Origin of the sequence: Roseobacter sp. HKCC-CH-9208 (genome assembly GCF_037805125.1) — a bacterium.
GTDB lineage: Bacteria > Pseudomonadota > Alphaproteobacteria > Rhodobacterales > Rhodobacteraceae > M30B80.
Map to the genome: position 1 here is coordinate 2,374,103 of NZ_JBBLYK010000001.1, position 25,259 is coordinate 2,399,361.

Below are 25,259 nucleotides of genomic sequence, written 5' to 3' on the forward strand. Positions count from 1 at the left end.
CTCGCCTATCATGGGCGCAAGTTTTGAGATTTTCTAGGGTTCATTTACAGGCAAAAGGACGCGCGCTATGGCGGGATATTTGACCACCCATGTTTTGGATACGGCAACAGGCCGCCCTGCGGCAGGCATGACAATTGATCTTTATCGCATCAGCGATGCTGGGGCGGAGTTGATCAAAACTGTTGAAACCAACGCAGACGGGCGCACCGATGCGCAGATTTTGCCAAGCGCGGAATTTGCGCGCGGGGTTTATGAGCTCTGCTTTCACGCAGGCGCCTATCTTGACGCGCAAGGCGTGCCAAAAGAAAGCCCCCGTTTCTTGGATATGATCCCGATCCGCTTTGGCATGTCAGAAGACACCCATTACCACGTGCCGCTTTTGCTGTCGCCTTTTGGCTATTCCACCTATCGCGGCAGTTAATCGCGCGCGCTGCTGCGGATCACATCCCCCACGCGGTCAATCATGAATTCCATGAAAAGCCGCGTTTTGGGGTCTTGTCTGCGCCGATGGGTGAACAGACAGGCCATTTGAATAGGGGAGGGTGGGGTTTCTGTTGCCACGGGCACAAGCGCGCCTGAGCTCAGATGCTCGGCCACCTCAAAGATGGGTTTCATCACAACCCCATGCCCCGCCAAAGCCCAGTCTGTCAGGACATCGCCATCATCGGATTCGTAACGCCCTGCCACGCGGAACCGCTCAAACCCTGCTTTGGTTTGCAACCGCCATTGAAATTCCTTGGCCCCTGGAAATCGCAGGTTGAGGCATTCATGCCGCTCGGTCACGAGATCAGCCCCTGATTTGGGCATGCCCCGCGCGGCGATATAGGCAGGCGCTGCACACAGCACCCGCGCGACATCCGCAATCTTGCGGATGCGCAGATTGCTATCTTCAGGTTCCCCAAGGAAGAACGCCAGATCAAGCCCTTCGGTGGTCAGATCAATCTTGCGATCTGACAGGCGCAGACGCACGTGAATTTCAGGGTATTGCGCAATGAAATCTGGCACATGGGGCGCGATCAAACGCCGACCCACCCCCAAAGGTGCGGCCACATAGAGACTGCCTTTGAGGTTCTCTGTGATGTTGACGATCTGCGCTTCGGCGTCCTCGACCGACTCCAAAATCCGCGTTGCCCCGCGATAAAAGGCTTGGCCCTGCTCGGTGGGGGTGAGGTTGCGGGTTGTGCGCTGAAACAGACGCACGCCCAAATGTTCCTCAAGTTGTGAAATCCGCGAAGATGTCACGGCAGGTGAGATGCGCAAATCGCGCCCTGCCGCCGACATCGACCCAAGCTCGTAGACACGGACAAAGGTTCGGATATTATCAATATAGGACACTGTTTTGCTTTTTTTGATACTGCTTGGCGTTTGCTCGTAATAGCAGAATAAACCTCAGCCGCCTAGTATGCAGGAAATACAAGTAACAACAGGGAGATGCCGGTATGTATGATCTGGCCATCATTTGGGATTGGATCGCGTTTTCCGTCAGGTGGCTGCATGTCATCACGGCAATGGCGTGGATTGGCGCATCCTTGTTTTTCATTGCCTTGGATTTGGGGCTGCGGCCTGTGCCGAATATGCCCAAAGGGGCCTATGGCGAAGAATGGCAGGTGCATGGCGGCGGCTTTTACCACATTCAGAAATATCTGGTCGCCCCTGAAAACATGCCTGAGCATCTGATCTGGCACAAATGGCAAAGCTATATGACTTGGGTCTCAGGTGCAGCTTTGTTGATGATTGTCTATTGGGTCGGGGGCGAGTTGTTCTTGCTTGACCCGACAAAGGCCAATCTGGCGCTGTGGCAGGGGATTTTGATCTCGGGCGGCTCGCTGGCCTTGGGGTGGGTTCTGTATGACCAATTGTGCAAATCGCCTTTGGGTGAGAACCCCACGACTTTGATGTTGATCCTGTTTGTAATCCTTGTGGTGATGTCTTGGGGGTATCATCAGGTCTTTACGGGGCGGGCGGCGCTGCTGCATTTGGGGGCCTTTACCGCGACCATTATGACGGGGAATGTGTTTTTCCAGATCATGCCAAACCAACGTATTGTGGTGGCAGATCTCAAGGCGGGGCGCACGCCTGATGCGAAATATGGCAAGATCGCCAAGCTGCGCTCGACCCATAACAATTACCTCACGCTGCCAGTTATTTTTCTGATGCTGTCCAATCATTATCCGCTCGCCTTTGCGACCGAATATTCGTGGATCATTGCAAGCTTGATCTTCCTGACGGGTGTGACCATTCGCCATTATTTCAATACGATGCACGCCACAGGCAAGGGGCCGCATTGGACATGGGCGGTTACGGTCTTGCTGATGATTGTCATCGCTTGGCTATCAATCCCGCGCATGGCGGAAACCTACGAGGCCGCCGCAAGCCGCGACTTGACGCCCTATGAGGCCGAGATGGTCGCGGCAGACGGGTTTGAAGAAGCCTATTATGCCGTGATCGGCAATTGCTCGATGTGCCATGCCCGCCAACCCGCATGGGATGGTATCCGTTGGGCGCCGAAAAATGTCTATCTCGAAACCGAGGCGGATGTGGCCCGTCATGCCCGCCAGATTTATACACAGGCGGGCGTTTCCCATGCGATGCCGCCCCCAAATGCCTTTGCAATGGATGAGGAGGCGCGCCACGCCATCGTGGCATGGGTGCAAGCCGCGCGCTAGGGCGCTTTAGGGGCAGCGCCCCCCAATGGCGGCGGTGACCTGATCGGCCGCTTCGCGCACCATGCCGCCAAAATCCATTGAACGGGTCAGGGACAGTCGAAATGCGGGGCCAGAGATTGAGATGCCCGCCACAGGTTCGCCATGCACATTGAAGATCGGGGCTGCAATGCAACGCATTCCCTCGGCGCGCTCTTGGTCATCAATTGCAAATCCGCGCGCGCGGGCCTGATCAAGATCGGCGCGCAAGGCTGCCTCAACTGTTAGGCTATGCGGGGTAAAGGCCGACAAGCCCCGTTTGAGGATGATTGACTGCACATGGGCGGGCGGAAGCCATGCCAATAGCGCCTTGCCAATTCCAGAGACATGCATTGGCGCGCGGGTTCCGGGTGGAAAAAAGGCGCGGATCGCCTCGTGGGTTTCGACTTGGGTCAGGAATAAAACCTCATACTGCATTTCGACACCCAAATTTGCAGTCTCGCCCGTTTCGCGCATCAGCCGCGTCATGCCTGCGCGGGATCGTTCCACAACATTGGTGCGGCGCAAAAAAGCAGACCCGATTTGAAAGGCGCCTGCGCCGATATGCCAGACCTGCTGCATCTCATCGCATTCGACCATCCCGCGCGTCTGCAATGTGGTCAGCGCACGATAGAGCGTTGCGGTGGCCTGACCTGTTTCCTCGGCCAGTTCAGAAAGCCGCAAACCAGGTTTTTGTGCCACCACCTCCATCACCGCCAGCGCGCGATCTAGGGCCTGCACCGTGTTTTGTTCGGTCTTGTCATGAAAGGCCTTCGGACGGCCCCGTTGACGCGTGGTTAATGTCATATTTGCGGCCCTTTCATCTGAAAAGAAAGAATTGAAAAACTGCAACGCTTTGAATTTTATGATGAAAAAGTATTTTTTCACCTATTAAAAAATTATTTCGAAAAAATTGCGAGCTGTAAAGCCCCCCTGCTAATCTGCATCCAACCTTTGAAGGGAGGGCCGCACGAAATGTCGTTTCAAAATCCAGTTTTCATTCCTGGGCCAACCAATATCCCAGATAGCGTTCGCAAAGCCTGTGATATCCCCACGCTTGACCACCGCAGTCCCGCCTTTGGCGCGATGTTCAAGCCTGCCGTGGCGGGGGTGCGCCGCGTGTTAAAGATGACCGAGGGCGAAGTGATCTTGCTGCCCTCGACAGGCACAGGCGGGTGGGAGGCGGCCATCACCAATACATTGAGTGCGGGTGACACTGTCCTTGCCGCGCGGTTTGGCATGTTCAGCCATCGCTGGATTGATATGTGCCAACGCCACGGTCTAAAAGTCCAGATCATTGATGTGCCATGGGGGCAGGCGGCCCCGATTGCGCAGATTGAGGCGGCATTGCGTGCGGATGTTCAGGGCAAGATCAAAGTCGTTCTTGCCACCCATAACGAAACCGCGACAGGGGTGCGCTCCGATATTGCGGGGATACGCGCGGCCCTTGATGCCGCAGGTCACGATGCGATGCTGTTTGTCGATGGCGTGTCGTCCATTGCGTCTATGCCGTTTGAGTTTGACGCATGGGGGGTCGATATTGCGGTGGCAGGTAGCCAGAAAGGCTTCATGCTGCCTGCAGGTCTTGCGATTTTGGGCGTCAGCCCCAAGGCCTTGGCGGCAATGGATAGTGCCACCTTGCGGCGTTGCTTCTTTGATTTCCGCGATATGCTGAAATCCTACGCGGCGGGGGGATACCCCTACACCCCTTCTGTTGGTCTGATCGCGGGCCTGTCTCACTCTATCGCACTTCTTGAGGGTGAGGGGTTAGAGGCTGTTTATGCGCGCCATCATCGACTGGCCGAAGGGGTGCGCCGCGCTGTTGCGGCATGGGGTTTGCAGATTTGTGCAACCGATCCTGCCTCGGCCTCTGACACAGTAACGGCGGTGGTGGTGCCTGCGGGGAAATGCGGCACCGAACTCGCGCAGCTTGCCGCTACCAAATACGGCGTGGCCTTTGGTGTGGGTCTGGGCGATGTCGCAGGCAAGGTGTTTCGCATCGGCCATTTGGGGATGCTGTCCGATGTTATGGTTCTTTCTGGTCTGGCCACTGCCGAAATGTGCATGGCCGATCTGGGATGGGACATTCCACTTGGCTCGGGGGTTGCCGCTGCGCAGGATTATTTCCGCGCGGATCAGAGCGCCCTTCGCCAAGCCGCTGAATGAAAGGGTAAAAATATGAACGACCTTAGCCCAATTTCCGTGCCAAGTTATCAAGACAGCCTTGATGCCTACGCACGGATCACGCCCCATATCCACCGCACGCCCATTCTGACCTCGCGCTTCTTGAACGAGTTGGTCGGGGGTGAGATGTTCTTTAAATGTGAGAACTTTCAGAAGGCAGGCGCCTTCAAGGTGCGCGGTGCGTGTAATGCGGTGTTTGGCCTGTCCGATGCAGAGGCCGCGCGCGGCGTTTGCACCCATTCGAGCGGCAATCACGCCTTGTCTTTGTCCTACGCTGCAGGGCGGCGGGGCATCCCGTGCCATGTGGTGATGCCGCATAGCGCGCCGAAGGCCAAAAAAGATGCGGTGCGGGGCTATGGCGGGATCATCACGGAATGCGAACCTTCGACAACCTCGCGCGAGGCGGTCTTTGCCAAGGTGCAGGCCAAAACAGGCGGCAATTTTGTGCATCCCTATAATGATCCGCGCGTGATTGCAGGCCAAGCCACCTGTTCGCGCGAACTGATCGAAGATGTGCCCAATCTTGACGCTGTGGTGGCCCCAATTGGCGGGGGTGGTATGATCTCTGGCACCTGTTTGACGCTGTCAAATATCGCCCCTGAAATCAAAATATATGCCGCCGAACCAGACCAAGCGGATGATGCCGCGCGCAGTTTTCGGGCAGGCCATATCATCGCGGATGACGCGCCCCAGACCATCGCGGATGGATTGAAAGTGCCGCTGAAAGACATGACTTGGCATTTTGTGAAATCCCATGTCACCGATATTCTGACCGCAAGCGAAGATGAAATCGTGGATGCGATGAAACTGACTTGGGCGCGCATGAAAATTGTGATCGAGCCAAGCTGTGCTGTGCCCTTGGCGGTGATTTTGAAGAACAAACATCTCTTTGAGGGCAAGCGCACTGGCGTGATTATTACAGGCGGCAATGTCGATTTAGACCGTTTGCCATGGATGAAAGGCTAAGAGCATGAACACCCATACAAGTTTTGAAAATCTGGAAGTTGGCTATGACATTCCCGCGCTGCCTGGCATGGCGGAGGCGGATATCCAGACCCCGTGCTTGATCCTTGATCTCGATGCGCTTGAGCGCAACATCAAGAAAATGGGCGATTATGCTGCCGCCCATGGCATGCGTCACCGCGTGCATGGCAAGATGCATAAATCGATCGATGTGGCCAAATTGCAAGAAAGCCTTGGCGGAGCCTGTGGTGTCTGTTGCCAAAAGGTGAGCGAGGCCGAGGTCTTTGCCCGCGGCGGTATTCGGGATGTCTTGGTCAGCAATCAGGTGCGCGACCCGCAAAAAATTGATCGCTTGGCCCGTATCCCGCTTTTGGGCGCGCGTGCGATTTGCTGTGTCGATGATCTGAGCAACATCGCCGATCTTTCTGCGGCTGCCACGCGTCATGGCACGGTCATCGAATGTCTGGTTGAGATTGACTGCGGGGCAGGGCGCTGTGGCGTCACCACCACCCCCGAGGTTGTGGCCTTGGCCCGCGCCATTGATGCGGCCGAGGGGCTGAAATTTGCGGGCATTCAGGCCTATCAGGGCGCAATGCAGCATCTTGATCACTATGAAGACCGTAAAGCTAAAATTGCGGTTGCCGTGGCCATGGTCAAGGACGCGGTTGATACATTGGCCGCAGAAGGGATCACCTGCGATATCGTGGGCGGTGGCGGCACAGGCAGCTATTATTTCGAAAGCACATCAGGCGTCTATAACGAGCTTCAATGTGGCTCTTACGCCTTTATGGATGCGGATTATGGCCGCATTCTAGATGCAAGCGGCAACCGCATTGACCGCGGCGAATGGGAAAATGCCCTGTTCATCTTGACCTCGGTGATGAGCCATGCCAAGGCCGATAAGGCGATTGTCGATGCAGGGCTCAAGGCGCAATCAGTCGATAGTGGCCTGCCCGTGATTTATGGGCGCGATGATGTCGAATATGTCAAATGCAGCGATGAACATGGCGTGGTGGCCGACCCTAAAGGTGTTTTGGCCATCAATGAAAAGCTGCGTCTTGTGCCGGGCCACTGTGACCCCACCTGCAATGTCCATGATTGGTATGTCGGCGTGCGGGGCGGCCAGGTTGAGGTGGTTTGGCCCATCTCGGCCCGCGGCAAGGCCTATTGAGGCGGCGGGACGATGTATATCATTCCAGAACGTTTGATTGCCGATCTTGTCAGTGCCGAAGATGCGTTTGATGCGATGCGCGGGTGTTTCGCCGCGATGGCCGATGGGGATGCCTATAATTTCCCCGTGATCCGCGAGGCCTTGGGCGAGGGGCGTCAATACGGGTTCAAGTCGGGCTTTGATCGCGCAGGCGCGGTGATGGGGGTGAAATCGGGCGGGTACTTCCCCGGAAATGCCGCGCGCGGTTTGATCAATCATCAATCCTGCGTGCTGTTATTTGATCCTGAAACAGGCCGCCCCACCGCGATGGTGGGGGGGAACCTGTTGACGGCCTTACGCACAGCCGCCGCATCGGCCCTGTCGATTGATGAATTGGCGCGTCCCGATGCCCAAGTCTTGGGCATGGTGGGCGCGGGGCATCAGTCGGCGTTTCAATTGCGCGCGGCCTTGCGGGTGCGCAAATTCACCGGCGTTTTGGGATGGAACCGCAATCCTGACCGCCTTTCCCGCTTGGCGGAGGTCTGTGCCGAAGCGGGGGTTGAGTTTACCCCCGTTGATCTGGCCGCGATGCAGGAGGCCGATGTGATCATCACCATCACCTCATCCAATGCCGCAAGCCTGCTTGCGGATCATGTTAGTGCGGGCTGCCACATCTCTGCGATGGGAACCGATACAATCGGCAAGCAGGAGATTGATCCTGCACTCTTTGCGCGCGCTGCGGTCTTTACCGATGAGGTGGCACAATCTGTCACCATCGGCGAGGCGCAACACGCCGTGGCGCAAGGCTTGATTGGGCGCCAGGATATCACCCCCTTGGGGGCGGTGGTCACAGGGGCGGCCAAGGGCCGTGTCTCGCCCGATCAGATCACAATTTTCGATGGCACGGGTGTCGGGCTTCAGGATTTGGCCGTAGCCCAAACTGCCCTCAGCCGTGCCCGCGAGCAGGGTCTTGGGGCAGAGGTCGTGTTTTAGGGAAAGACATAAGGCTGGAGCGGGTAGCGGGAATCGAACCCGCGCCAAGAGCTTGGGAAGCTCGTGTGATACCATTTCACCATACCCGCGCATGGCCTTGATGCGCCAGTCGATACGATAAGGCAGGGGTTTCGTCAACCTCTGCCTTTTTTCGGTCAGCCCCGCCGTCTGCGCCGCCGCCCGTCATCATTGCCCCCACCGCCAGAGGCGCCAAAATTCACATCGGGCAGGCTGACCACAGTGGCCAGATTGGGCATGGAGGCGGTTTTATGCGGGATCGCGTTTGCGGCCACGAAATGTTCCTGAAACCTTGGCTCAATCGCGGTTTCAACTTTTTGGATGGCGCGCACGCCCCCCTCAATGCGCTTGCGCGCTGCACGGTTGCACAGCGCAATGCGCGCGCCATGGCCTGCGGCATTGCCTGCGCTTGTGACTTTCTCAAGCGGGGCATCGGGGATCATTCCCAAAATCATAGCGTGTTTTGGGCTGATATGTGCGCCGAAGGCCCCCGCCAAAACCACGCGGTCGACCGCGTCTACATCCATCTGATCCATCAACAAACGCGCGCCTGCATAAAGCGCGGATTTCGCCAATTGAATGGCGCGAATATCGCCTTGCGTGACCGTGATGCGTGGCCCGCCCGTGGCGGTGCCGTCAAAGATCAGATATTCATGGGTGCGCCCTGTGGGGATAGACCGCGGGGTTCCTGTCTGCTCGGCACTGCCAATCAGACCTGACCCGTCCAACAGGCCCGCGGCGCGCATTTCCGCCACAGCCTCGATTATGCCAGAGCCGCAAATGCCCGTGATGCCTGTCTGCGCAGTGGCCTCGGCAAACCCTGCCTCGTCAGACCACAGATCACAGCTAATGACGCGGAACCGCGGTTCTTTGGTGGCGGGGTCGATTTCGATATGCTCAATCGCACCAGGCGCGGCCCGTTGCCCTGACGAGATTTGCGCCCCCTCAAAGGCAGGCCCCGTGGGCGAGGAGCAGGCGAGAACCTTGGTCTTATTCCCAAGCAGGATTTCAGCATTGGTTCCGACATCCACGATCAGCACCAAATCCTCAGATTGTTCTGGGGCCTCAGATAGGGCCACGGCGGCGGCATCGGCCCCCACATGGCCCGCGATACAGGGCAGCAGGTAAATCTGCGCTTGTGGGTTCAATGTAGACAGCCCCAAGTCAGGCGCACTGAGACGCAAGGCATCCGAGGTTGCCAGCGCAAAGGGCGCTTGGCCCAATTCCACAGGATCAATCCCCAAGAGCAAATGGTGCATCACAGGGTTGCAGACGAATACGGTTTCCAAGATCAGCTTGGGGTCAATGCCCGCATCCTCGGCAATTTGCCCCGCTAATGTGTTAATGGCCTCGCGCACCGTGCGGGTCATCTCAGTGGCACCGCCTTCTCGCATCATGGCATAGGAGACGCGGCTCATCAGATCCTCACCAAAACGGATTTGTGGGTTCATGATCCCCGCAGAGCCCATCACCGCGCCCGTGATCAAATCGCACAGATGCGCCGCGATTGTGGTCGAGCCAAGATCAATCGCAAGGCCGTAAATTCCGCCCTCATGAAGATTTGGCCAAATCTCAAGAATTTGCGCCACGCCGCCCTCATCGGGTTGAAAGAGGGCAACTGAAATTTGCCATTTGCCTTTGCGCAAAACGGTTTGCAGCTTAGCCAAAACGGGCAGGGTGGCGCTGACCTGATGCACATCCCATTGTTGTGCGAGGGCATCTTTCAAACGTTCAAAATCGCCCGAGGGTTCATGCATATCAGGCTCGGTCACCTCGACCATGACAATCCGCGTGGCAGGGTCCATGGTAATAGGCTTGGTTGAGGCCTCTTTTCGCACGACCTGACGGTGCACCTGACTAGTTTCAGGCACATCAATCACAACATCGCCCAATACCTTGGCCTGACAGCCCAAACGGCGGCCTGAAATCAGACCTTTCACGCGGTCATAGCGGGCTTCAACCTCGTTCCATTCGGAAAGGGCATCGTCGCGCACTGTGACGCCATGTTTGGCAAATTCACCAAAACTGGGGGTGATCTGGCATTTTGAACAGATGCCGCGCCCGCCACAGACACTATCCAAATCCACCCCAAGCGCGCGCGCCGCCTGCAGCACGGGCGTGCCTTTGGCAAAGCGACCGCGTTTGCCAGAAGGGGTAAAAATCACCAAAGGGTCTTTGTTATCTGTGCTTGCGCTGCCCATCGGGAAGGATCCTGTTTTGGTCTTTCATTGCTTTTATTGGCGGAAAAGCCAGAGCATAAGGTTAAATATGCTCTGGCCCGCGATTTTCAAAAAATGGTGCCTTAGCCGCGGCGGCGACCCCCTGCGCGGCGGTTGGCGCGGCCCCCTTGCACGGCGGCATCTGGATCTTTGTTGAAATTGATCCAAGCAGCCCCGCCGTCATCTTGGTTAAGCAGCAGGTTGGCAGCGCGGATCGCCTCCATCTCCTTGCCCGCGCGCGGCTTGGTCGAGCCCATGCCAAACAATTTGACGAAGGTTTCATCGTCCAGATCTGCGGGCAGGATAATTCCTGCAGCTTCAATCGCGGCTTTCTTTTCGGCAATCGCCTTGGGGCCAACGGGCAGGGCGACTGGGTTCATGATCGCACTGGTCATGCCCGCTGCATAGGCCATGGGCAAAAACGCATTATTCACGCCGTGGCGGTTGGGCAAGCCAAAGCTGATATTGGATGCGCCGCAGGTGGTGTTCACGCCCAATTCCTCGCGCAAGCGGCGCACAAGGGTAAAGACCTGATGGCCCGCTGTGGCCATTGCGCCAATGGGCATGACCAATGGGTCAACCACGATATCATGGGCGGGAATGCCATAATCAGCCGCGCGTTCTACAATCTTCTTGGCAACGGCAAAGCGCACTTCGGGGTCTTCGGAAATGCCTGTGTCATCGTTTGAAATCGCAACAACGGGCACATTGTATTTCTTGACCAAGGGCAAAACCATCTCAAGGCGTTCTTCTTCGCCTGTGACCGAGTTCAAAAGCGGGCGACCCTTGGCAGCAGCCAGACCATTTTCCAACGCACCCGGAACCGAGCTGTCGATGCACAAGGGGCAATCGGTCACTTCCTGCACGCATTCGACCAAGGCCTTCATCAAGGTAGGCTCAACAAAGTTATTGTCGGCATAGCGGGGGTCTTCGGCCATTTTGTTCGAGAACACAGCGCCAGAGTTGATGTCCAACACGGTCGCACCCGCCGCCACCTGTGCAATGGCATCCGCTTGCACGCGTGAGAAGTCACCGCGTTCTAGCTCCTCGTTCAAGATTTTGCGCCCTGTGGGGTTGATCCGTTCGCCAATCACGCAAAACGGTTCGTCAAAACCGATCACGGTGGTTTTGGTTTGGGATTCAATGATGGTGCGGGTCATGCTGGCTTATACTCCTTCAACGGCTGGACGCGTGGATGCGCCGCCATGGTCGATGGCCCATTGGGCATTTGTCTTGATCCCGCCAAGCGGGAAGAAATGGACGGATTCAATTCCGAAATCAGAATTTGCGGCCTTATGCGCGGCGAGTTCTGTAATGATCTCGTCAGGCTCAAAGGGCAAAAGAAGTTTCGAGACATCCTTCGCGCGTTTTTGCAAAACCGACAGAGATGGGCCAACGCCGCAGGCAATGGCGAATTTGATCAAGGTTTGCAGCTTGGCGGGGCCTGCGATACCGATATGGACGGGCAGCTCAATCCCCGCGGCCTGCAAGGCATTCACCCATGCAATCACGGGCTTGGCTTCAAAGCAGAACTGCGTGGCAAGGGCCATTTTTGCATCTGTGCGCGCGCTAAAGGCCTGTTTCCAACGCAAAGCCTTCATCACATTGGCATCGCTGCCATCTGGGTCGATGTCGCGGTTGCCTTCGGGGTGGCCTGCCACATGCAAGCGTTTGAACCCTGCCTGATCAAACAGCCCCGTTTCCAACAGCTGCATCGAGCTTTCAAATTCACCATGCGCCTGTGGGATGCCGCCCGCCAAGATGAGGCCAGAGGTGACACCCGCCTCGCCTTGATAGCGCGCGATCCAATCGCCAAGCGTGGCCTTGTCTTTGATCGAGCGGGCGGGGAAATGCGGCATCACCTCGAACCCGTCACGGGCAAGGCGCGCTGCGGTTGCGACCATGTCATCAATCTCGGTGCCATCAATATGGGCGATATAGACGCGGGTGCCCTTGGGCAAAAGGGCGCGGAAATCTTCCACCTTTTCGGCGGTGCGCGGCATCACCTCAATCGAATAGCCTTGAAGAAAGGCCTCAACCTGAGGGGAATGGGGCGCGACTGGCGCGCTTGGTTTTTTAAAGTTTAACAAGGCCATAATCTGATCCCTCACGCGCTCAAGGCTCATCAGGCTGCCTCAACCCCATCGCCCGCGATCAAACGCTTGAGGCGGTCGGTGTCATAGTCGGCATCCAAACGATCTGCATAGACGCGCGCGATGTCGGATGGGTCACCTTCGACCTCGGCCTCTACCACGCGGCGCCACTCGGCGAGATAGGCTTCGTCATCTTTTGCCCCAACCTTCATCGCGCAGCGGTCAATTGCCTGCTCGAACCGTTCGGGCAGGGGCAATTTGGCTGCAGCGCGGCCTTTGCCCACAATCACTTGGGCAGGGATGTCGCGCCAGTAAACGATGGTCACAGATGGCATTGGATGCGATTCCTTTCTCGTAAGGCGCACCATATGGGCGCAACTCCCGCGCAATGGGACTAATTTCGACACTAAAATCGGCGCAACCGACCTTGTATGAGGCACATAGCCCGCGCACACGCACATTGCGAGTGGCCGAACATCCCAAAATTTTCATGATGATCATGTGCCAAAGCGTCCAACTGCCCCCGAATGCCACGCGAAAGCAGTTGTCGCTTTTTCATGGGGGCGCTACCATGCCCACGAAGGAGGGGCAGAAATGGCCCGCAAACGGCGCAGCCCAAACCGACCGAAAGACGCAAAAGAGGGCGGGGTAAACCCTGCGCCTGTGGCGCATATTTCTGATCCAAGCGGCCTTGATCCGAATATGGGGCAGGGGCAGCGCAGATTCTATAGCAAACCCAAACCTGCCGCCCCGGCACAGATCGAAAAAGCAGACCCGGCCGATCTTTACGCCGCCCTTGATTTGGGCACGAATTCCTGCCGAATGTTGATTGCACAGCCGAAAGGCACGCATCTGCATATCGTTGATAGTTTCTCGAAATCGGTGCAACTGGGGCAGGGGCTAGAGGCCTCGGGGCGCTTGTCGCGCGCCTCAATGGCGCGGGCGATTGGGGCGCTGAAAATCTGTCAGCGCAAACTGGCCCAACACCAAGTGCGCCGTATGCGTATCGTAGCCACCGAGGCCTGCCGCCGTGCCACCAATCGGGGCGAGTTCCTCAACCTTGTGAAGCGCGAAACGGGCTTGCAGATGGAGATCATCAAGCCCGAAGAAGAGGCGCAACTGGCGGTGATCTCCTGCGCGCCATTGGTGTCAGCGAAAACCGAACAGCTTTTGGTGGTCGATATCGGGGGGGGATCAACCGAATTGGTTTGGATCGACCTGTCTCGGGTTGCGTCCTCGGAACGCGCCCGCGCGATCATGCGCCTGCATCAAGGGTTTGGGCATGAGGAAACCATTTTTCCCCGCGCGAAAGTCGTGGATTGGATTTCTGTGCCTTTGGGCGTGGCAACGCTGAAAGACCTTTATCACGATGTCGAAGATGACGGGGCGCGGTTTGCGCTGATGTCATGGTATTTCGAAGAACAGCTTGCCAAATTCTCACCCTATGTCGATGCGGCAGATCAAGCGCGCGAAGGGTTCCAGATCATCGGCACTTCTGGCACTGTCACAACCGTTGCGGCCAGTCATTTGGGCCTCAAGCGCTATGACCGCAACAAGGTCGATGGTCTGCGAATGACATCGGATCAGATTGACACTGTGATCCAAACCTATCTCGCCTTGGGGCCAGAGGGGCGGCGCAATGACCCGCGGATCGGGCGGGATCGGCACAGTCTGATTATGTCGGGCTCTGCGATTTTGCAGGCGCTGTTGCGCGCATGGCCAACGGATCGGTTATCTGTAGCAGATCGTGGCCTGCGCGAGGGCTTGCTCTATGCGCAGATGTGCCGCGATGGGGTGATGGAAGACGGGCTTCTGTAACAGCCGCCCGCCTTGAAAAAGCCGTTACGCGGCCTTTTGCAGTTCAAGCCGAACAAGGGTTTGGTTCAGCAGCATATAGGCAATTTCCCCAAAGGTAATTGGGCCTGTGAATCTTGACACTGATTTGCCCTCCATCTCGCCGTAGAGATAGTTCAAAATGCAATTACAACGGTAATCAGCGCCCGTGACCTTATCGCTGAGCGATGTGGCAAAGGCTTGGGCATAGTCATCGGGAAGGGTTGCGGCGGGGCGATAGACCACGCCCTCCTGCACAGGGGCATAGAAGCTGACAATGCCTTTATCAGCATCAACCGATTTGATCGACACATTGAGATGCGCGCCGCCGTAATTGGCGATGAGCGGCAAGCGTGTATCCCAATTTTGCGCTGTCAAATAACGTGCCAGATTCTGCTTGGCCCCGTTTCTTTCGCGACACGCAGGGCCTCTTGGGTCAAGGCATCTGCGATTTCTTCGGCAAGACGGGTGCTCATCGTGGATTACCGCGTGTTTTCCGTCAGGCGCCGCTTCACATAGGCCTTAACCATGTCGATCATGGGGTTCATCTGCGTCTCTTCATCTTCAAAGAAGTGACCCGCCCCCTCCATCTCCTCGTGGGTGATGGTGATGCCTTTCTGCTCGTGCAGCTTATCGACCAAAATACGGGTGTCTTGGGGTTTGGCCACGCGGTCGGCGGTGCCGTTCACGATCAAACCTGACGCGGGGCAGGGTGCAAGGAAGCTGAAATCATACATATTCGCTGGCGGTGCGACCGAGATAAAGCCCGTGATCTCAGGGCGCCGCATCAGCAGCTGCATCCCAATCCATGCGCCAAAAGAAAACCCCGCAACCCAACAATGTTTCGAGTTGGGGTTCATCGTTTGCAGATAATCCAAGGCCGATGCCGCATCAGACAATTCGCCCTGACCTTGGTCATATTCGCCCTGACTGCGTCCGACACCGCGGAAGTTAAAGCGCAGAACGGTGAAGCCCATGTTGTAGAAGGCGTAATGCAGATTATAGACCACACGGTTGTTCATCGTGCCGCCAAATTGCGGATGCGGATGCAGGACGATGGCAATCGGGGCATCCTTTGCCTTTTGTGGATGATAACGGCCTTCAAGCCGCCCTTCTGGGCCTTGGAATATCACCTCGGGCATGTCGTTCCCCTTGTCGCTTTCTGGCGAATGCGCGTCATGCTTGACCTGCGCTATCGCCCTACCTAGAACCTGTATCACCGCGATGCTGCGGTTTTGCCCCTAAACGCGGGGCGCGCGTGTGCCTGCGGTTTGCACCACGCATTGCAGTTAAGCGTGACGGATCAAAAGGTCAATCACGGGCTTGGTCTGAATAAGGGCGCGCGGCAAAGTTTCTGCGAAACAGGGCTGCCAAAATGGCACAATTCGGGGGGCAAGATGAAGCTCAGTACAAAAGGCCGATATGCGATGGTGGCTATGGCCGATCTTGCCTTGCAAGAGGAGGGCGCGTTGACCTCTCTCGCGGATATTGCCAAGCGGCAGGATATTTCTTTGCCCTATCTTGAGCAGCTGTTTGTAAAATTGCGCCGCGAGGGTTTGGTGGTGTCTGTGCGCGGGCCTGGCGGGGGGTATAAGCTGGCCAAAGCGCCCGCAGAAATTCGCGTGGTCGATATTTTCTCGGCGGTCGAGGAAACGGTTTCAGCGCTGCATAAAGGGGCGGGCGCCTCTGGCGGCATGTCGGGCAGTCGCGCGCAAAGCATGACCAATCGTCTTTGGGAAAGCCTCAGCGCCCATGTCTATGTCTATCTGCATCAAACACGGCTTTCGGATGTGATCCGCAATGATCTAACGCCATGCCCTGCGGTTCCGACCCTGTTTACAGTGGTGGATGGGGCCTGATGGCGCGCGTTTATCTGGATCACAACGCCACAATGCCGCTTCGGCCCGAGGCGCGCGCGGCGATGATCGCTGCAATGGATGTGGTGGGTAACCCGTCCTCAGTTCATCAAGAGGGGCGTGCGGCCAAGGCGTTGATGGAACGTGCGCGCAGTCAAATTGCCAGTGCCATCGGCGCAGAGGCCGCCGATATCGTGTTTGTGTCTGGCGCGACCGAGGCCGCCGCATTGGCCCTATCTAGGCGCAATCTTAAAGGAGCCGCGATTGAACATGACGCTGTGCGCGCGTGGATCCGTGAGGAGTTAGAGGTCGATGCGCAAGGTCAGGTACATGTAACAGATCCCGCAGACGCGACCCTGCAACTTGCGAATTCCGAAACGGGGATCATCCAATCCCTGCCCGAAGGTTTGGCCGTATCTGATTGGACGCAAGGCTTTGGCAAGCTGCCGCTTGCCTTTGATTGGTCGGGGGTCGATATGGCGTTTATCTCGGCGCATAAAATTGGCGGGCCAAAGGGAATCGGCGCGCTGATCTTGCGGCGTGGCCTTGATGTGGCGGTGCAAATTCGTGGCGGCGGTCAAGAAATGGGGCGCCGTTCTGGAACCGAGAATTTAATTGGCATTGCAGGATTTGGTGGTGCTGCGCAGGCCGCCATACAAGATATTGAAAATGGCCTGTCGAAAAAGCTGGAAAAACTTAGAAATATTCTAGAAAAGACACTGGAACATCGCGCCAAAGATACTATTTTTGTCGGGAAAGATGTCGCGCGGCTACCAAATACCAGCCTGATGGTCACGGAGGGGTGGAAAGGGGAAAGCCAAGTGATGGCAATGGATCTGGCAGGATTTGCGATTTCCGCAGGCTCTGCGTGTTCCAGTGGCAAGGTCAAATCCAGCGCCGTTTTGCAGGCGATGGGGCTGACGCCAGAGATGGCAGGATGCGCGATCCGTGTCTCTCTTGGGCCACAAACGCAGGAGGCCGATGTAATGGCCTTCGCGGAGGCTTGGGCCGATGCCTATGACAGGCGCAAGGCGCGGTCAGGGTTAAACCGCTAGGGGGCCGCATCATTATAAGATGCGGCAGGGCCGCCGCGCCGCACCCCTTGCGATCGAATAGATGCACGAGGGGGTGGGTGGTCTATACGCACCCATCAGGAAGAAACAGGAGTTGATCCCATGACCGCACTCGACAGCGATATCCGCGAAGGTGTCGATCGCGAAACCGTTGAAACCGTCAAGGCAATGGGTGGCGCGTATAAATACGGTTGGGAAACCGATATTGAGATGGAGTTCGCCCCAAAGGGCCTGAACGAGGACATTGTGCGCCTCATCTCGGAAAAGAATAACGAGCCCAAATGGATGCTTGATTGGCGTCTGCAGGCGTTCAAACGCTGGAAGCAGATGGCTGAACCTGATTGGGCCATGCTGAATTACACGGCGATTGATTACCAAGATCAACATTACTACGCCAAACCCAAAAGCATGACCGAAAAGCCCAAAAGTTTGGACGAGGTCGACCCAAAGCTTTTGGCGACTTATGAGAAACTGGGTATTCCCCTGAAGGAGCAAATGTTGCTCGCAGGGGTTGAGGGCGCAGATGCCGAGGCCGCACCGCGCAAAGTGGCGGTTGATGCGGTGTTTGACAGTGTCTCGGTCGGCACGACATTCAAGGATGAATTGGAAAAGGCAGGGGTCATCTTCTGCTCCATCTCCGAGGCGATTCAAAAGTACCCAGATTTGGTGAAGAAATATCTCGGCTCGGTTGTGCCTATTTCGGATAATTTCTTTGCCACTTTGAACTCTGCCGTGTTTTCGGATGGCTCCTTCGTTTATGTGCCGCCAGGCGTGCGCTGCCCTATGGAATTGTCCACCTATTTCCGCATCAATGCGGAAAACACGGGCCAATTTGAGCGCACATTGATCATTGCGGATAAAGACGCCTATGTGTCCTACCTTGAGGGCTGCACCGCGCCAATGCGCGACACCCACCAATTGCACGCCGCAGTTGTTGAATTGGTCGCCCATGATGATGCTGAGATCAAATATTCCACAGTGCAAAACTGGTATCCGGGCGATGAAAACGGCAAGGGTGGGATCTACAATTTCGTGACCAAACGCGCCGATTGTCGTGGGGATCGCTCTAAAGTGATGTGGACCCAAGTGGAAACAGGGTCGGCCATTACGTGGAAATACCCGTCCTGCATCCTGCGCGGTGATGACAGTCAGGGGGAATTCTACTCCATCGCTATCGCCAATAATGCGCAGCAGGCCGATACAGGCACCAAGATGATCCATTTGGGCAAGAACACCAAATCGCGGATTGTCTCCAAAGGTATCAGCGCAGGGCGCGCGCAAAATACTTATCGCGGTCAGGTCTCGATGCATCCAAAGGCAAAAAACAGCCGCAATTACACCCAATGCGACAGTTTGCTGATTGGCGATAAATGCGGTGCGCATACTGTGCCTTATATTGAGGTCAAGAATAACTCCTCGCGGGTTGAGCATGAGGCCACCACTTCGAAAGTGGATGATGATCAGCTGTTCTATTGCCGCTCCCGCGGGATGGATGAGGAAGAAGCGGTGGCCTTGGTGGTCAACGGCTTCTGCCGCGAGGTGTTACAGGCGCTGCCGATGGAATTTGCCATGGAAGCGCAGCAATTGGTTGCAATCAGTCTTGAGGGGAGTGTCGGCTGATGAACTGGAAATATTGGCTCTCAGCAGGGGAACCACGCCCGCGTTATGCGCTGTTGGTTGCCATTGGTGTGGTTGTGATGATGGCCTTGACCTATTCCATCTGGCATCCAGGTGGGCCAGGTCTGGCGGCCTTCGCCGCCGTGGCGGCTACCATTATCAGCCATGTGTCGGCAAAAATGATCATGCGGAAATAAGCCCATGTTGCCAGAGCTGTTGCATCAAACCGCGGGCATCGGTGTTGGCACCTTTCTTGGGGCGCTGATCGGCCTGTCCGTGCGGGCTCGCCAAGGCAAGCGCGGTGGATTGGTGCGCGGATCGGTCTTTTTGACCTCGGTTCTGGTGGGCATGGCGGCTTGGGTTGCAATGGCCGTGCTGCGCGGCATTATGGGGTGAGGCGGATGATCGTTACAACAACACAATCTATCGAAGGTCAAAAAATCACGGACTATCGCGGTATCGTGGTGGGTGAGGCGATTTTGGGCGCAAATGTGTTTCGCGATATTTTCGCAAGCATCACCGATATTATCGGCGGGCGCTCAGGGGCCTATGAGGGCGAGATGGCCCGTGCGCGCGAAACCGCGCTGGCGGAAATGCAAGATCGCGCGCGCGAGCAGGGCGCAAATGCAGTGGTCGGTGTCGATCTGGATTACGAAGTTATCAACAATATGCTGATGGTCAGTGCCTCAGGCACGGCTGTCACAGTGGAATAAGGGAAAGGGCCCGCGCCCTTGAAGGAGAAGATAATGCTTGAGATCAGGAACTTACATGTCGAACTTGAGGAAGAAGGAAAGCAAATCCTCAAAGGTGTCGATCTGACCGTAGAGGCGGGCAAGGTTCATGCGATCATGGGGCCAAATGGCTCGGGCAAATCGACCTTGTCCTATGTGCTGTCGGGGCGCGATGGGTATAGCGTCACGGATGGTTCTGCCACTTTGCTGGGCGAAGACATCCTTGAGATGGAACCCGAAGAGCGCGCCGCCGCAGGCCTGTTCTTGGCATTCCAATATCCCGTTGAGATCCCCGGTGTTGGCAATATGACCTTCCTGCGCACAGCACTGAATGCGCAGCGTAAACTGCGCGGCGAGGATGAGGTGAGCGCGGCAGAGTTTCTGAAACTGGTGCGCGAAAAGGCCAAGACCCTCAAGATTGACGCAGAAATGCTCAAGCGTCCCGTCAATGTGGGCTTCTCGGGCGGTGAGAAGAAGCGCAATGAAATCCTGCAAATGGCAATGCTAGAGCCCAAGATGTGCATCTTGGACGAAACCGATAGTGGCCTTGATGTGGATGCGATGAAACTGGTCTCCGATGGCGTAAACGCGCTGCGGGATGCGGGGCGCGGGTTCCTTGTGATCACTCACTATCAACGCTTGCTTGACCATATCAAACCTGATGTTGTGCATATCATGTCGGATGGCCGTATCATCAAAACGGGCGGGCCAGAATTGGCCTTGGAAGTAGAGAAAAACGGCTACGCGGATCTGTTGGCGGAGGTTGCGTAATGGCTTTGGCGCAGGCACGCATTGATTTGACCGAGGCGCGGATTGCGGCGCTTGAGTTGCCGCACGGGGCCAATTGGGCCAATGAGGCGCGCCACGCAGCCCTCACACGGCTGCGCGCCATGGGTTTGCCGACCGCGCGGGATGAATATTGGAAATACACAAACCCCGCCGAGTTGACCGTGGCCGATGCGCCGGCAGCGGCGCTGTTTGATCCGGGCCAAGATCGCCGCGTCTTTGAGGACATTGACCGCCTCAAGATTGTCTTTGTGGATGGTGTTTTTGATGCGGCTCAATCAGATGATCTCAACCTTGAGGGGCTGGAAATCTCGCGCCTGACGGATGTTTTGAAAACCGACATCCACTGGGCGATGGAGCTTTATGGTCATCTCGAAACCCATGGCCAAGACCCCGTTGCACGCCCCTTGGCCGCGCTGAACACGGCCTTTGCCACGGATGGCATTGTGATCCGTGCAACAGGGCGGCTGTCCAAGCCCGTCAGCCTCATCTATCTGCATCAGTCTGAAACCTCCGATGCCGTGCTGCACCATGTGATCCGCGTTGAGGAAGGCGCAGAGATGACCTTGCTTGAACAGGGCCCTGCCGCGGCGCGGTTCAATAAATGTACTGAGGTTGATCTGGCTCCGACCGCACGCTTTCATCACATCCGCGCACAGGGGCGCGATCACGCCCGCCGCGCCGTGACCCATAGCTTTGTGCGCGTGGCCGAGGCGGCGCATTACAAAAGCTTTACCCTCACCTGCAACGGCGTTCTGACCCGCAACGAGCATGTGATTGATATCGTTGGGGATAATGCAGTTGCCCATGTGGCGGGTGCGGCACTTGGCGATGGCAAGCGGGCCGAGTTCTATCATGACGACACGGTCTTTGTGACCCATCGGGGTGAGGATTGCGAAAGCCGTCAGGTGTTCAAAAAGGTGTTGCGCAACGGGGCCTCTGGCGTGTTTCAGGGGAAAATCCTTGTGACGCCCGGTGCGCAAAAGACCGATGGCTATCAAATCAGCCAAGCCCTGCTTTTGGATGATGACAGCACGTTCTTGGCTAAGCCCGAGCTTGAGATTTACGCCGATGATGTGAAATGCAGCCACGGCTCGACCACTGGCGCGATTGATGAAGAGGCGTTGTTCTATCTGCGCTCGCGCGGGGTGGATCACTCAACAGCCACCGATCTTTTGGTTCTGGCCTTTCTGGCCGAGGCGATTGACGAGATCGAAGATGAGACGCTGCGGTCAGATATACTGGCCCAGCTGGAGCTGTGGTTGGCACGGCGGCGCGGCTAAAGGGTAGGGTCTGCAATGTCAGTCAGCCGCGATATTGTCGCCTCTTGGCGTCGCCCGCGACAGGTGCTGCGGTCTATGCTGAACCATGGCCGCCGCGAGGATCGGGCGATTGCCTTTGTCATGATCGCGTGTTTTCTGATGTTTGTGGGGCAATGGCCCAAACTCAGCCGTGAGGCGTTTTTGGATCCATCGGTGCCACTGCAGGCGCGCCTTGCCATCACATTTTTCGCAATGATGATGGTGATGCCCTTGATGCTCTATGTTTTTGCAGGGATTTCGCATCTGTTGGCGAAATTGTTTCGCGGGCGCGGCACGTTTTATTCTGCACGGCTGGCGCTGTTTTGGTCGCTTTTGGTGACGGCACCGCTATTTTTGTTGAACGGGCTTGTGGCAGGGTTCATCGGACAGGGGCCTGCATCCGATGCCACGGGTTTGGTGACATTGCTTGGCTTTTTGGTGATTTGGCTCGCGTGCCTGATTGAGGCAGAACGCGCACCAGAGGCCGTAACAGAAGGGGTTTAGGCGCGTGAACCTATCAGAGATTCTCACCCTATCGGGTCTGTGGCGTCACACGCGCGACACGATCCGTGCCCCGCAAGAGGCGGCGCAGGCGGTTCTGGCCCTTAATCTGCCGCGCAATGTTTTGTGGTTGGGCTTGGCCTTGGTCATTACCCTATCAACCCTGTTGGCAAGTGCGGTGTTGTTGATGGTGCCGATGCCGGAGGCGGGCGCAGGCGTGCCGATGCCTGTCGTGATGGGGATTGTTCAGGCGGTTTTCCTTGTTTTGGTGTCCCTTGGCATCGCGGTGATTGGCGCGCGCTTTGGGGGCAAGGGCGATTTTGACGGCGCGCTTGCATTGATGGCCTGGTTGCAGGCCGTGTTTCTGGTCGTGCAGGCCTTTCAAATCGCGGCCATTGCCATCGGTTTGTCGGTTCTTGCCGATATTGTCAGTCTTGCCTCTATCCCACTATTCTTTTGGCTCATGGCGCAGTTTGTCACTGTTTTGCATGGGTTTTCGTCCGTTTGGAAAACCTTTTGGGCGATTATCATGTTTTTCATCGCCTTTGTCTTTCTTCTTTCGCTAGTCGTGACAAGTTTCGGCCTTGTCCCAATGATGCCGTAAAGGGTTTCCATGTTTGATGTTGATAAAATCCGCGCTGATTTCCCGATCCTCTCCCGTGAGGTGAACGGAAAGCCACTGGTCTATCTCGACAATGGGGCGAGTGCGCAAAAGCCGTGCGCGGTGATCGATGCGATGACCCATGCCTATGAGGCGGAATATGCCAATGTGCATCGTGGGCTGCATCATCTCTCTATGGTCGCGACCGAGGCCTATGAGGGGGTGCGCGGCAAGATTGCGCGCTTCCTAGGCGTGGGGGACGAGCGCGAGATTGTCTTCACCTCGGGGGCCACCGAAGGGATCAATCTTGTTTCCTATGGTTGGGCCGCGCCGCGCCTGCAAGCGGGGGATGAGATCATCCTGACCATTGCCGAACATCACGCCAATATCGTGCCGTGGCATTTTCTGCGGGAACGTCTTGGCGTGAAATTGGTCTGGGTCGAGACAGATGTGAGCGGGGATTTGGATCCGCAAGCGATGATTGACGCGATCACCCCGCGCACGCGGCTGATTGCGATGTCGCATATGTCTAATGTGCTTGGCACTGTATTTGACGTCAAAACTGTGATTGATGCCGCCCATGCCCGCGATATCCCCGTGTTGGTGGATGGGTCGCAGGCGGCTGTGCATATGCCACTGAACCTTGATGCGCTTGGCGCGGATTTTTATGCAATCACAGGGCACAAACTCTATGGCCCGTCAGGATCAGGTGCGATCTATATCAAATCGGCGCGCATGGCTGAGATGCAGCCCTTCTTGGGCGGGGGGGACATGATCCGCGAAGTGCATCGTGATGAGATCACATGGAATGACCCCCCTATGAAATTCGAGGCAGGGACACCGGGCATTGTTCAGCAAATCGGTCTTGGCGTTGCCCTTGATTACATGAGCGCCGTGGGTATGGAGGCGATTGCCGCCCATGAGGCCGATCTGACCCAATATGCGCGCACCCGCCTTGCGGGGCTGAATTGGCTGAATGTTCAGGGCAATTCTGCGCATAAAGGCGCGATCTTTTCCTTCACCATAGATGGGGCTGCGCATGCCCACGATATTTCCACTGTGCTCGATAAAAAAGGTGTGGCCGTGCGCGCAGGCCATCATTGTGCCCAGCCTTTGATGGACCATATGGGGGTGACGGCCACCTGCCGCGCGTCCTTTGCAATGTATAACACCCGTGCCGAAGTAGATGCCTTGGTCGAAGCCTTGGAACTGTGCCACAATCTTTTCGCCTAAGGTCATATGGATTGATGATTGCGAAACCGCGCCCGCGCCGCTAAAAGCGGGCTCAGGCACCCGTAGCTCAGCTGGATAGAGCGCTGCCCTCCGAAGGCAGAGGCCAGAGGTTCGAATCCTCTCGGGTGCGCCATTTCCCAGTTTCAAGGTCCAAGGACCGAGTACCAAGTGACTGTTTCCAAACGATTAATGTTTGAGAACAGGAGTTTGGTGTTCTATGGTGTGGGTAAGGTCTCCGGTATACTTTTATAAAAGAAACGATACGTTTTACTTCTCGAGGGCGGTGCCTTCGGATCTCCGTCATCGGTTTAATAAGAAAAAGATTGAAGTCTCGCTTCGAACAAAGTCTGAAGCAAAGGCGGCTAAGTCTGCAGCGGCACTCTCCGATCGACTGGAACGATACTGGGATAGCATTAGGATGGAGATGATCTATTCCCGTGAGATGGGGATTAGTGTTGTTTCTGATAAAGCTAGCAACCCTAATTACACTGAGATGAGTATGTATGACGCTTTAGGCTTATATCAACGGCTCAAAGGGACAGGTAAGACTAAACTGTTCTTTGAAATCTCAGAGAGAAGCATTCGTTATCTGGTCGAGTGCATTGGCCATGATAATATCACTAGTCTTGAACCAGCAGACGCAGGGCGGTTTAGGGACTTCCTCTTTGATCGAGGGATGTCTTCCTCCTCAGTTAAACGCGTCTTCTCATCTGTCAGAGCCATAATGAACTTAGCCATTAAAGAGCATGGGCTTGCTATAACCAATGTGTTCAACGGAACTTTCATTCCTGAAGATAATAAAAGGAAAGAGAGACTGCCTGTTCCCGTTGATGTCATCAGACAGATCCAGAATGAATGCAGAAGCCTTAATGATGAACCGAGATGGTTAATAGCTCTAATCAGTGATACGGGCATGAGGCTTTCTGAAGCCTGTGGCCTACTCTCTTCAGATATTGTTCTGGATACGGATATCCCTCATATCAACCTTAAAGAGCATCCATGGCGAAGGCTTAAGACTTCCTCAAGCACCAGAGAGATACCGTTAGTTGGAGCATCCCTTTGGGCAGCAGAGCAGATCAAGGCTCAGGGGACAGAGTTTGCCTTCCCTAAATACTGCAATACGGAGAAGTGCAACGCCAACTCTGCCAGTGCAGCCCTCAACAAGTGGCTTAAGCCAAGGCTACCAGAGGGATGTGTGATCCACTCCTTCCGTCACAGCCTCAGAGATCGTCTCAGAGCGGTTGAATGCCCCTCCGACATAGTTGATGCCATAGGCGGCTGGACAACTGAAGGCATAGGCCAACGCTATGGAAAAGGCTATGACCTCAGCGTAAAGGCGAAGTGGATGGAGAAGATTGTGCGCTGAAGAAATGTTGTCAGCCAAAACTTGGCAATTTAGTGTTGGTGGTGATTTCCATAGAAACAT

27 protein-coding genes and 2 tRNA genes are annotated in these 25,259 nt (G+C 56.1%); 20 read left to right on the forward strand and 9 right to left on the reverse strand.

Translation table 11 applies throughout. The features are described from left to right. Nucleotides 1-67 precede the first annotated feature (67 nt). On the forward strand, nt 68-421 hold the full coding sequence (gene uraH / locus AAC621_RS12015) for a hydroxyisourate hydrolase (protein WP_340256093.1): 354 nt from the start codon (nt 68-70) through the stop codon (nt 419-421). Here the strand turns inward: uraH and AAC621_RS12020 are convergent. Next, nucleotides 418-1,335 carry a LysR family transcriptional regulator gene (locus AAC621_RS12020; protein WP_340256096.1) on the reverse strand — a complete coding sequence of 306 codons (918 nt, stop codon included), beginning with the start codon at nt 1,333-1,335 and terminating at the stop codon, nt 418-420. The two genes, uraH and AAC621_RS12020, sit on opposite strands and share 4 nt — an antisense overlap. A gap of 104 nt (nt 1,336-1,439) precedes the next feature. Here AAC621_RS12020 and AAC621_RS12025 point away from each other — a divergent pair, with 104 nt between their 5' ends. After that, a complete protein-coding gene (locus AAC621_RS12025; RefSeq protein ID WP_340256100.1) occupies nt 1,440-2,666 on the forward strand; it encodes a urate hydroxylase PuuD in 1,227 nt (408 codons plus the stop codon). A 6-nt stretch (nt 2,667-2,672) separates the two neighbouring features. On the opposite strand, the gene bhcR is transcribed toward AAC621_RS12025, so the two are convergent. Continuing rightward, complete coding sequence (bhcR, locus tag AAC621_RS12030; RefSeq protein ID WP_340256103.1) at nt 2,673-3,488, reverse strand: HTH-type transcriptional regulator BhcR; 816 nt, start codon at nt 3,486-3,488, stop codon at nt 2,673-2,675. A gap of 168 nt (nt 3,489-3,656) precedes the next feature. Here bhcR and bhcA point away from each other — a divergent pair, with 168 nt between their 5' ends. Genes bhcA through bhcD form a run of 4 tightly spaced genes read left to right on the forward strand, consistent with a single transcriptional unit; the run spans nt 3,657 to nt 7,971 of the window. Next, nucleotides 3,657-4,847 carry an L-aspartate--glyoxylate aminotransferase BhcA gene (gene bhcA, locus AAC621_RS12035; RefSeq protein WP_340256106.1) on the forward strand — a complete coding sequence of 397 codons (1,191 nt, stop codon included), beginning with the start codon at nt 3,657-3,659 and terminating at the stop codon, nt 4,845-4,847. 12 nt (nt 4,848-4,859) lie between these two features. Continuing rightward, nucleotides 4,860-5,831: a beta-hydroxyaspartate dehydratase BhcB gene (gene bhcB / locus AAC621_RS12040; RefSeq protein ID WP_340256109.1), complete on the forward strand. Its 972-nt coding sequence runs from the start codon at nt 4,860-4,862 to the stop codon at nt 5,829-5,831. Nucleotides 5,832-5,835: 4 nt separating this feature from the next. Then, nucleotides 5,836-6,999 carry a 3-hydroxy-D-aspartate aldolase BhcC gene (gene bhcC, locus AAC621_RS12045; RefSeq protein WP_340256112.1) on the forward strand — a complete coding sequence of 388 codons (1,164 nt, stop codon included), beginning with the start codon at nt 5,836-5,838 and terminating at the stop codon, nt 6,997-6,999. A gap of 12 nt (nt 7,000-7,011) precedes the next feature. Beyond that, entirely contained in the window at nt 7,012-7,971 is a 960-nt protein-coding gene (gene bhcD / locus AAC621_RS12050) for an iminosuccinate reductase BhcD (protein ID WP_340256115.1), read from the forward strand. Between the two features lie 15 nt (nt 7,972-7,986). On the opposite strand, the gene AAC621_RS12055 is transcribed toward bhcD, so the two are convergent. The 5 genes from AAC621_RS12055 to AAC621_RS12075 form a co-directional block, all read right to left on the reverse strand. After that, nucleotides 7,987-8,060: transfer RNA gene (locus tag AAC621_RS12055), tRNA-Gly, on the reverse strand. Nucleotides 8,061-8,126: 66 nt separating this feature from the next. Then, complete coding sequence (locus AAC621_RS12060; protein WP_340256118.1) at nt 8,127-10,190, reverse strand: ASKHA domain-containing protein; 2,064 nt, start codon at nt 10,188-10,190, stop codon at nt 8,127-8,129. A gap of 101 nt (nt 10,191-10,291) precedes the next feature. Then, nucleotides 10,292-11,368 (reverse strand): methyltetrahydrofolate cobalamin methyltransferase, encoded by a 1,077-nt coding sequence (locus AAC621_RS12065; RefSeq protein WP_340256121.1) that lies wholly within the window; start codon nt 11,366-11,368, stop codon nt 10,292-10,294. Nucleotides 11,369-11,374: 6 nt separating this feature from the next. Continuing rightward, complete coding sequence (locus AAC621_RS12070; protein WP_340256532.1) at nt 11,375-12,304, reverse strand: methylenetetrahydrofolate reductase; 930 nt, start codon at nt 12,302-12,304, stop codon at nt 11,375-11,377. 29 nt (nt 12,305-12,333) lie between these two features. Then, nucleotides 12,334-12,636, reverse strand: a complete 303-nt coding sequence (locus AAC621_RS12075) for a virulence factor (protein WP_317654931.1) — start codon at nt 12,634-12,636, stop codon at nt 12,334-12,336. Between the two features lie 367 nt (nt 12,637-13,003). On the opposite strand from AAC621_RS12075, the gene AAC621_RS12080 reads away from it, so the two are divergent. After that, a complete protein-coding gene (locus AAC621_RS12080) occupies nt 13,004-14,119 on the forward strand; it encodes a Ppx/GppA phosphatase family protein (protein WP_340256535.1) in 1,116 nt (371 codons plus the stop codon). A gap of 24 nt (nt 14,120-14,143) precedes the next feature. Here AAC621_RS12080 and AAC621_RS12085 read toward each other — a convergent pair whose 3' ends face one another. Further along, entirely contained in the window at nt 14,144-14,512 is a 369-nt protein-coding gene (locus tag AAC621_RS12085) for a DUF6976 family protein (RefSeq protein ID WP_340256126.1), read from the reverse strand. Between the two features lie 104 nt (nt 14,513-14,616). After that, nucleotides 14,617-15,276 (reverse strand): alpha/beta hydrolase, encoded by a 660-nt coding sequence (locus tag AAC621_RS12090; protein WP_317654925.1) that lies wholly within the window; start codon nt 15,274-15,276, stop codon nt 14,617-14,619. A gap of 255 nt (nt 15,277-15,531) precedes the next feature. On the opposite strand from AAC621_RS12090, the gene AAC621_RS12095 reads away from it, so the two are divergent. From AAC621_RS12095 to AAC621_RS12155, 13 genes are all read left to right on the forward strand, one after another. Beyond that, nucleotides 15,532-15,993 (forward strand): Rrf2 family transcriptional regulator, encoded by a 462-nt coding sequence (locus AAC621_RS12095; RefSeq protein ID WP_340256538.1) that lies wholly within the window; start codon nt 15,532-15,534, stop codon nt 15,991-15,993. Continuing rightward, a complete protein-coding gene (locus AAC621_RS12100) occupies nt 15,993-17,045 on the forward strand; it encodes a cysteine desulfurase family protein (RefSeq protein ID WP_340256129.1) in 1,053 nt (350 codons plus the stop codon). Before AAC621_RS12095 ends, AAC621_RS12100 begins: the two co-directional genes overlap by 1 nt. Nucleotides 17,046-17,165: 120 nt before the next feature. Then, a complete protein-coding gene (sufB, locus tag AAC621_RS12105; protein ID WP_340256132.1) occupies nt 17,166-18,683 on the forward strand; it encodes a Fe-S cluster assembly protein SufB in 1,518 nt (505 codons plus the stop codon). Beyond that, on the forward strand, nt 18,683-18,877 hold the full coding sequence (locus AAC621_RS12110; RefSeq protein WP_340256135.1) for a hypothetical protein: 195 nt from the start codon (nt 18,683-18,685) through the stop codon (nt 18,875-18,877). The genes sufB and AAC621_RS12110 overlap by 1 nt, the downstream gene beginning before the upstream one ends. A 4-nt stretch (nt 18,878-18,881) precedes the next feature. Continuing rightward, entirely contained in the window at nt 18,882-19,076 is a 195-nt protein-coding gene (locus AAC621_RS12115; protein ID WP_340256138.1) for a hypothetical protein, read from the forward strand. A 5-nt stretch (nt 19,077-19,081) separates the two neighbouring features. Next, nucleotides 19,082-19,393 carry a heavy metal-binding domain-containing protein gene (locus AAC621_RS12120; protein WP_340256141.1) on the forward strand — a complete coding sequence of 104 codons (312 nt, stop codon included), beginning with the start codon at nt 19,082-19,084 and terminating at the stop codon, nt 19,391-19,393. 33 nt (nt 19,394-19,426) lie between these two features. After that, nucleotides 19,427-20,182: a Fe-S cluster assembly ATPase SufC gene (sufC, locus tag AAC621_RS12125; RefSeq protein WP_340256144.1), complete on the forward strand. Its 756-nt coding sequence runs from the start codon at nt 19,427-19,429 to the stop codon at nt 20,180-20,182. Then, a complete protein-coding gene (locus tag AAC621_RS12130) occupies nt 20,182-21,480 on the forward strand; it encodes a SufB/SufD family protein (RefSeq protein WP_340256147.1) in 1,299 nt (432 codons plus the stop codon). Before sufC ends, AAC621_RS12130 begins: the two co-directional genes overlap by 1 nt. A 15-nt stretch (nt 21,481-21,495) precedes the next feature. Continuing rightward, nucleotides 21,496-22,002: a YIP1 family protein gene (locus AAC621_RS12135; protein ID WP_340256150.1), complete on the forward strand. Its 507-nt coding sequence runs from the start codon at nt 21,496-21,498 to the stop codon at nt 22,000-22,002. A gap of 4 nt (nt 22,003-22,006) precedes the next feature. Next, nucleotides 22,007-22,603 (forward strand): Yip1 family protein, encoded by a 597-nt coding sequence (locus tag AAC621_RS12140; protein WP_340256153.1) that lies wholly within the window; start codon nt 22,007-22,009, stop codon nt 22,601-22,603. 9 nt (nt 22,604-22,612) lie between these two features. Next, nucleotides 22,613-23,833: a cysteine desulfurase gene (locus tag AAC621_RS12145; RefSeq protein WP_340256156.1), complete on the forward strand. Its 1,221-nt coding sequence runs from the start codon at nt 22,613-22,615 to the stop codon at nt 23,831-23,833. 56 nt (nt 23,834-23,889) lie between these two features. Continuing rightward, nucleotides 23,890-23,966 (forward strand) — tRNA-Arg (locus tag AAC621_RS12150). A gap of 84 nt (nt 23,967-24,050) precedes the next feature. After that, nucleotides 24,051-25,199: a DUF6538 domain-containing protein gene (locus tag AAC621_RS12155; RefSeq protein WP_340256159.1), complete on the forward strand. Its 1,149-nt coding sequence runs from the start codon at nt 24,051-24,053 to the stop codon at nt 25,197-25,199. Nucleotides 25,200-25,259 lie beyond the last annotated feature (60 nt).

Bases quoted from the DNA above. Each gene is read 5' to 3' on its own strand.
- sufC (WP_340256144.1), top strand. From the start codon at position 19,427: ATGCTTGAGATCAGGAACTTACATGTCGAACTTGAGGAAGAAGGAAAG.
- AAC621_RS12145 (WP_340256156.1), top strand. From the start codon at position 22,613: ATGTTTGATGTTGATAAAATCCGCGCTGATTTCCCGATCCTCTCCCGT.
- AAC621_RS12070 (WP_340256532.1), bottom strand. From the start codon at position 12,304: ATGGCCTTGTTAAACTTTAAAAAACCAAGCGCGCCAGTCGCGCCCCAT.
- AAC621_RS12065 (WP_340256121.1), bottom strand. From the start codon at position 11,368: ATGACCCGCACCATCATTGAATCCCAAACCAAAACCACCGTGATCGGT.
- bhcC (WP_340256112.1), top strand. From the start codon at position 5,836: ATGAACACCCATACAAGTTTTGAAAATCTGGAAGTTGGCTATGACATT.
- bhcB (WP_340256109.1), top strand. From the start codon at position 4,860: ATGAACGACCTTAGCCCAATTTCCGTGCCAAGTTATCAAGACAGCCTT.
- bhcD (WP_340256115.1), top strand. From the start codon at position 7,012: ATGTATATCATTCCAGAACGTTTGATTGCCGATCTTGTCAGTGCCGAA.
- AAC621_RS12025 (WP_340256100.1), top strand. From the start codon at position 1,440: ATGTATGATCTGGCCATCATTTGGGATTGGATCGCGTTTTCCGTCAGG.
- AAC621_RS12155 (WP_340256159.1), top strand. From the start codon at position 24,051: ATGGTGTGGGTAAGGTCTCCGGTATACTTTTATAAAAGAAACGATACG.
- AAC621_RS12100 (WP_340256129.1), top strand. From the start codon at position 15,993: ATGGCGCGCGTTTATCTGGATCACAACGCCACAATGCCGCTTCGGCCC.
- uraH (WP_340256093.1), top strand. From the start codon at position 68: ATGGCGGGATATTTGACCACCCATGTTTTGGATACGGCAACAGGCCGC.
- AAC621_RS12115 (WP_340256138.1), top strand. From the start codon at position 18,882: ATGTTGCCAGAGCTGTTGCATCAAACCGCGGGCATCGGTGTTGGCACC.
- AAC621_RS12120 (WP_340256141.1), top strand. From the start codon at position 19,082: ATGATCGTTACAACAACACAATCTATCGAAGGTCAAAAAATCACGGAC.
- AAC621_RS12080 (WP_340256535.1), top strand. From the start codon at position 13,004: ATGGGGCAGGGGCAGCGCAGATTCTATAGCAAACCCAAACCTGCCGCC.
- bhcA (WP_340256106.1), top strand. From the start codon at position 3,657: ATGTCGTTTCAAAATCCAGTTTTCATTCCTGGGCCAACCAATATCCCA.
- AAC621_RS12130 (WP_340256147.1), top strand. From the start codon at position 20,182: ATGGCTTTGGCGCAGGCACGCATTGATTTGACCGAGGCGCGGATTGCG.
- AAC621_RS12135 (WP_340256150.1), top strand. From the start codon at position 21,496: ATGTCAGTCAGCCGCGATATTGTCGCCTCTTGGCGTCGCCCGCGACAG.
- AAC621_RS12060 (WP_340256118.1), bottom strand. From the start codon at position 10,190: ATGGGCAGCGCAAGCACAGATAACAAAGACCCTTTGGTGATTTTTACC.
- bhcR (WP_340256103.1), bottom strand. From the start codon at position 3,488: ATGACATTAACCACGCGTCAACGGGGCCGTCCGAAGGCCTTTCATGAC.
- AAC621_RS12095 (WP_340256538.1), top strand. From the start codon at position 15,532: ATGAAGCTCAGTACAAAAGGCCGATATGCGATGGTGGCTATGGCCGAT.
- sufB (WP_340256132.1), top strand. From the start codon at position 17,166: ATGACCGCACTCGACAGCGATATCCGCGAAGGTGTCGATCGCGAAACC.
- AAC621_RS12075 (WP_317654931.1), bottom strand. From the start codon at position 12,636: ATGCCATCTGTGACCATCGTTTACTGGCGCGACATCCCTGCCCAAGTG.
- AAC621_RS12110 (WP_340256135.1), top strand. From the start codon at position 18,683: ATGAACTGGAAATATTGGCTCTCAGCAGGGGAACCACGCCCGCGTTAT.
- AAC621_RS12090 (WP_317654925.1), bottom strand. From the start codon at position 15,276: ATGCCCGAGGTGATATTCCAAGGCCCAGAAGGGCGGCTTGAAGGCCGT.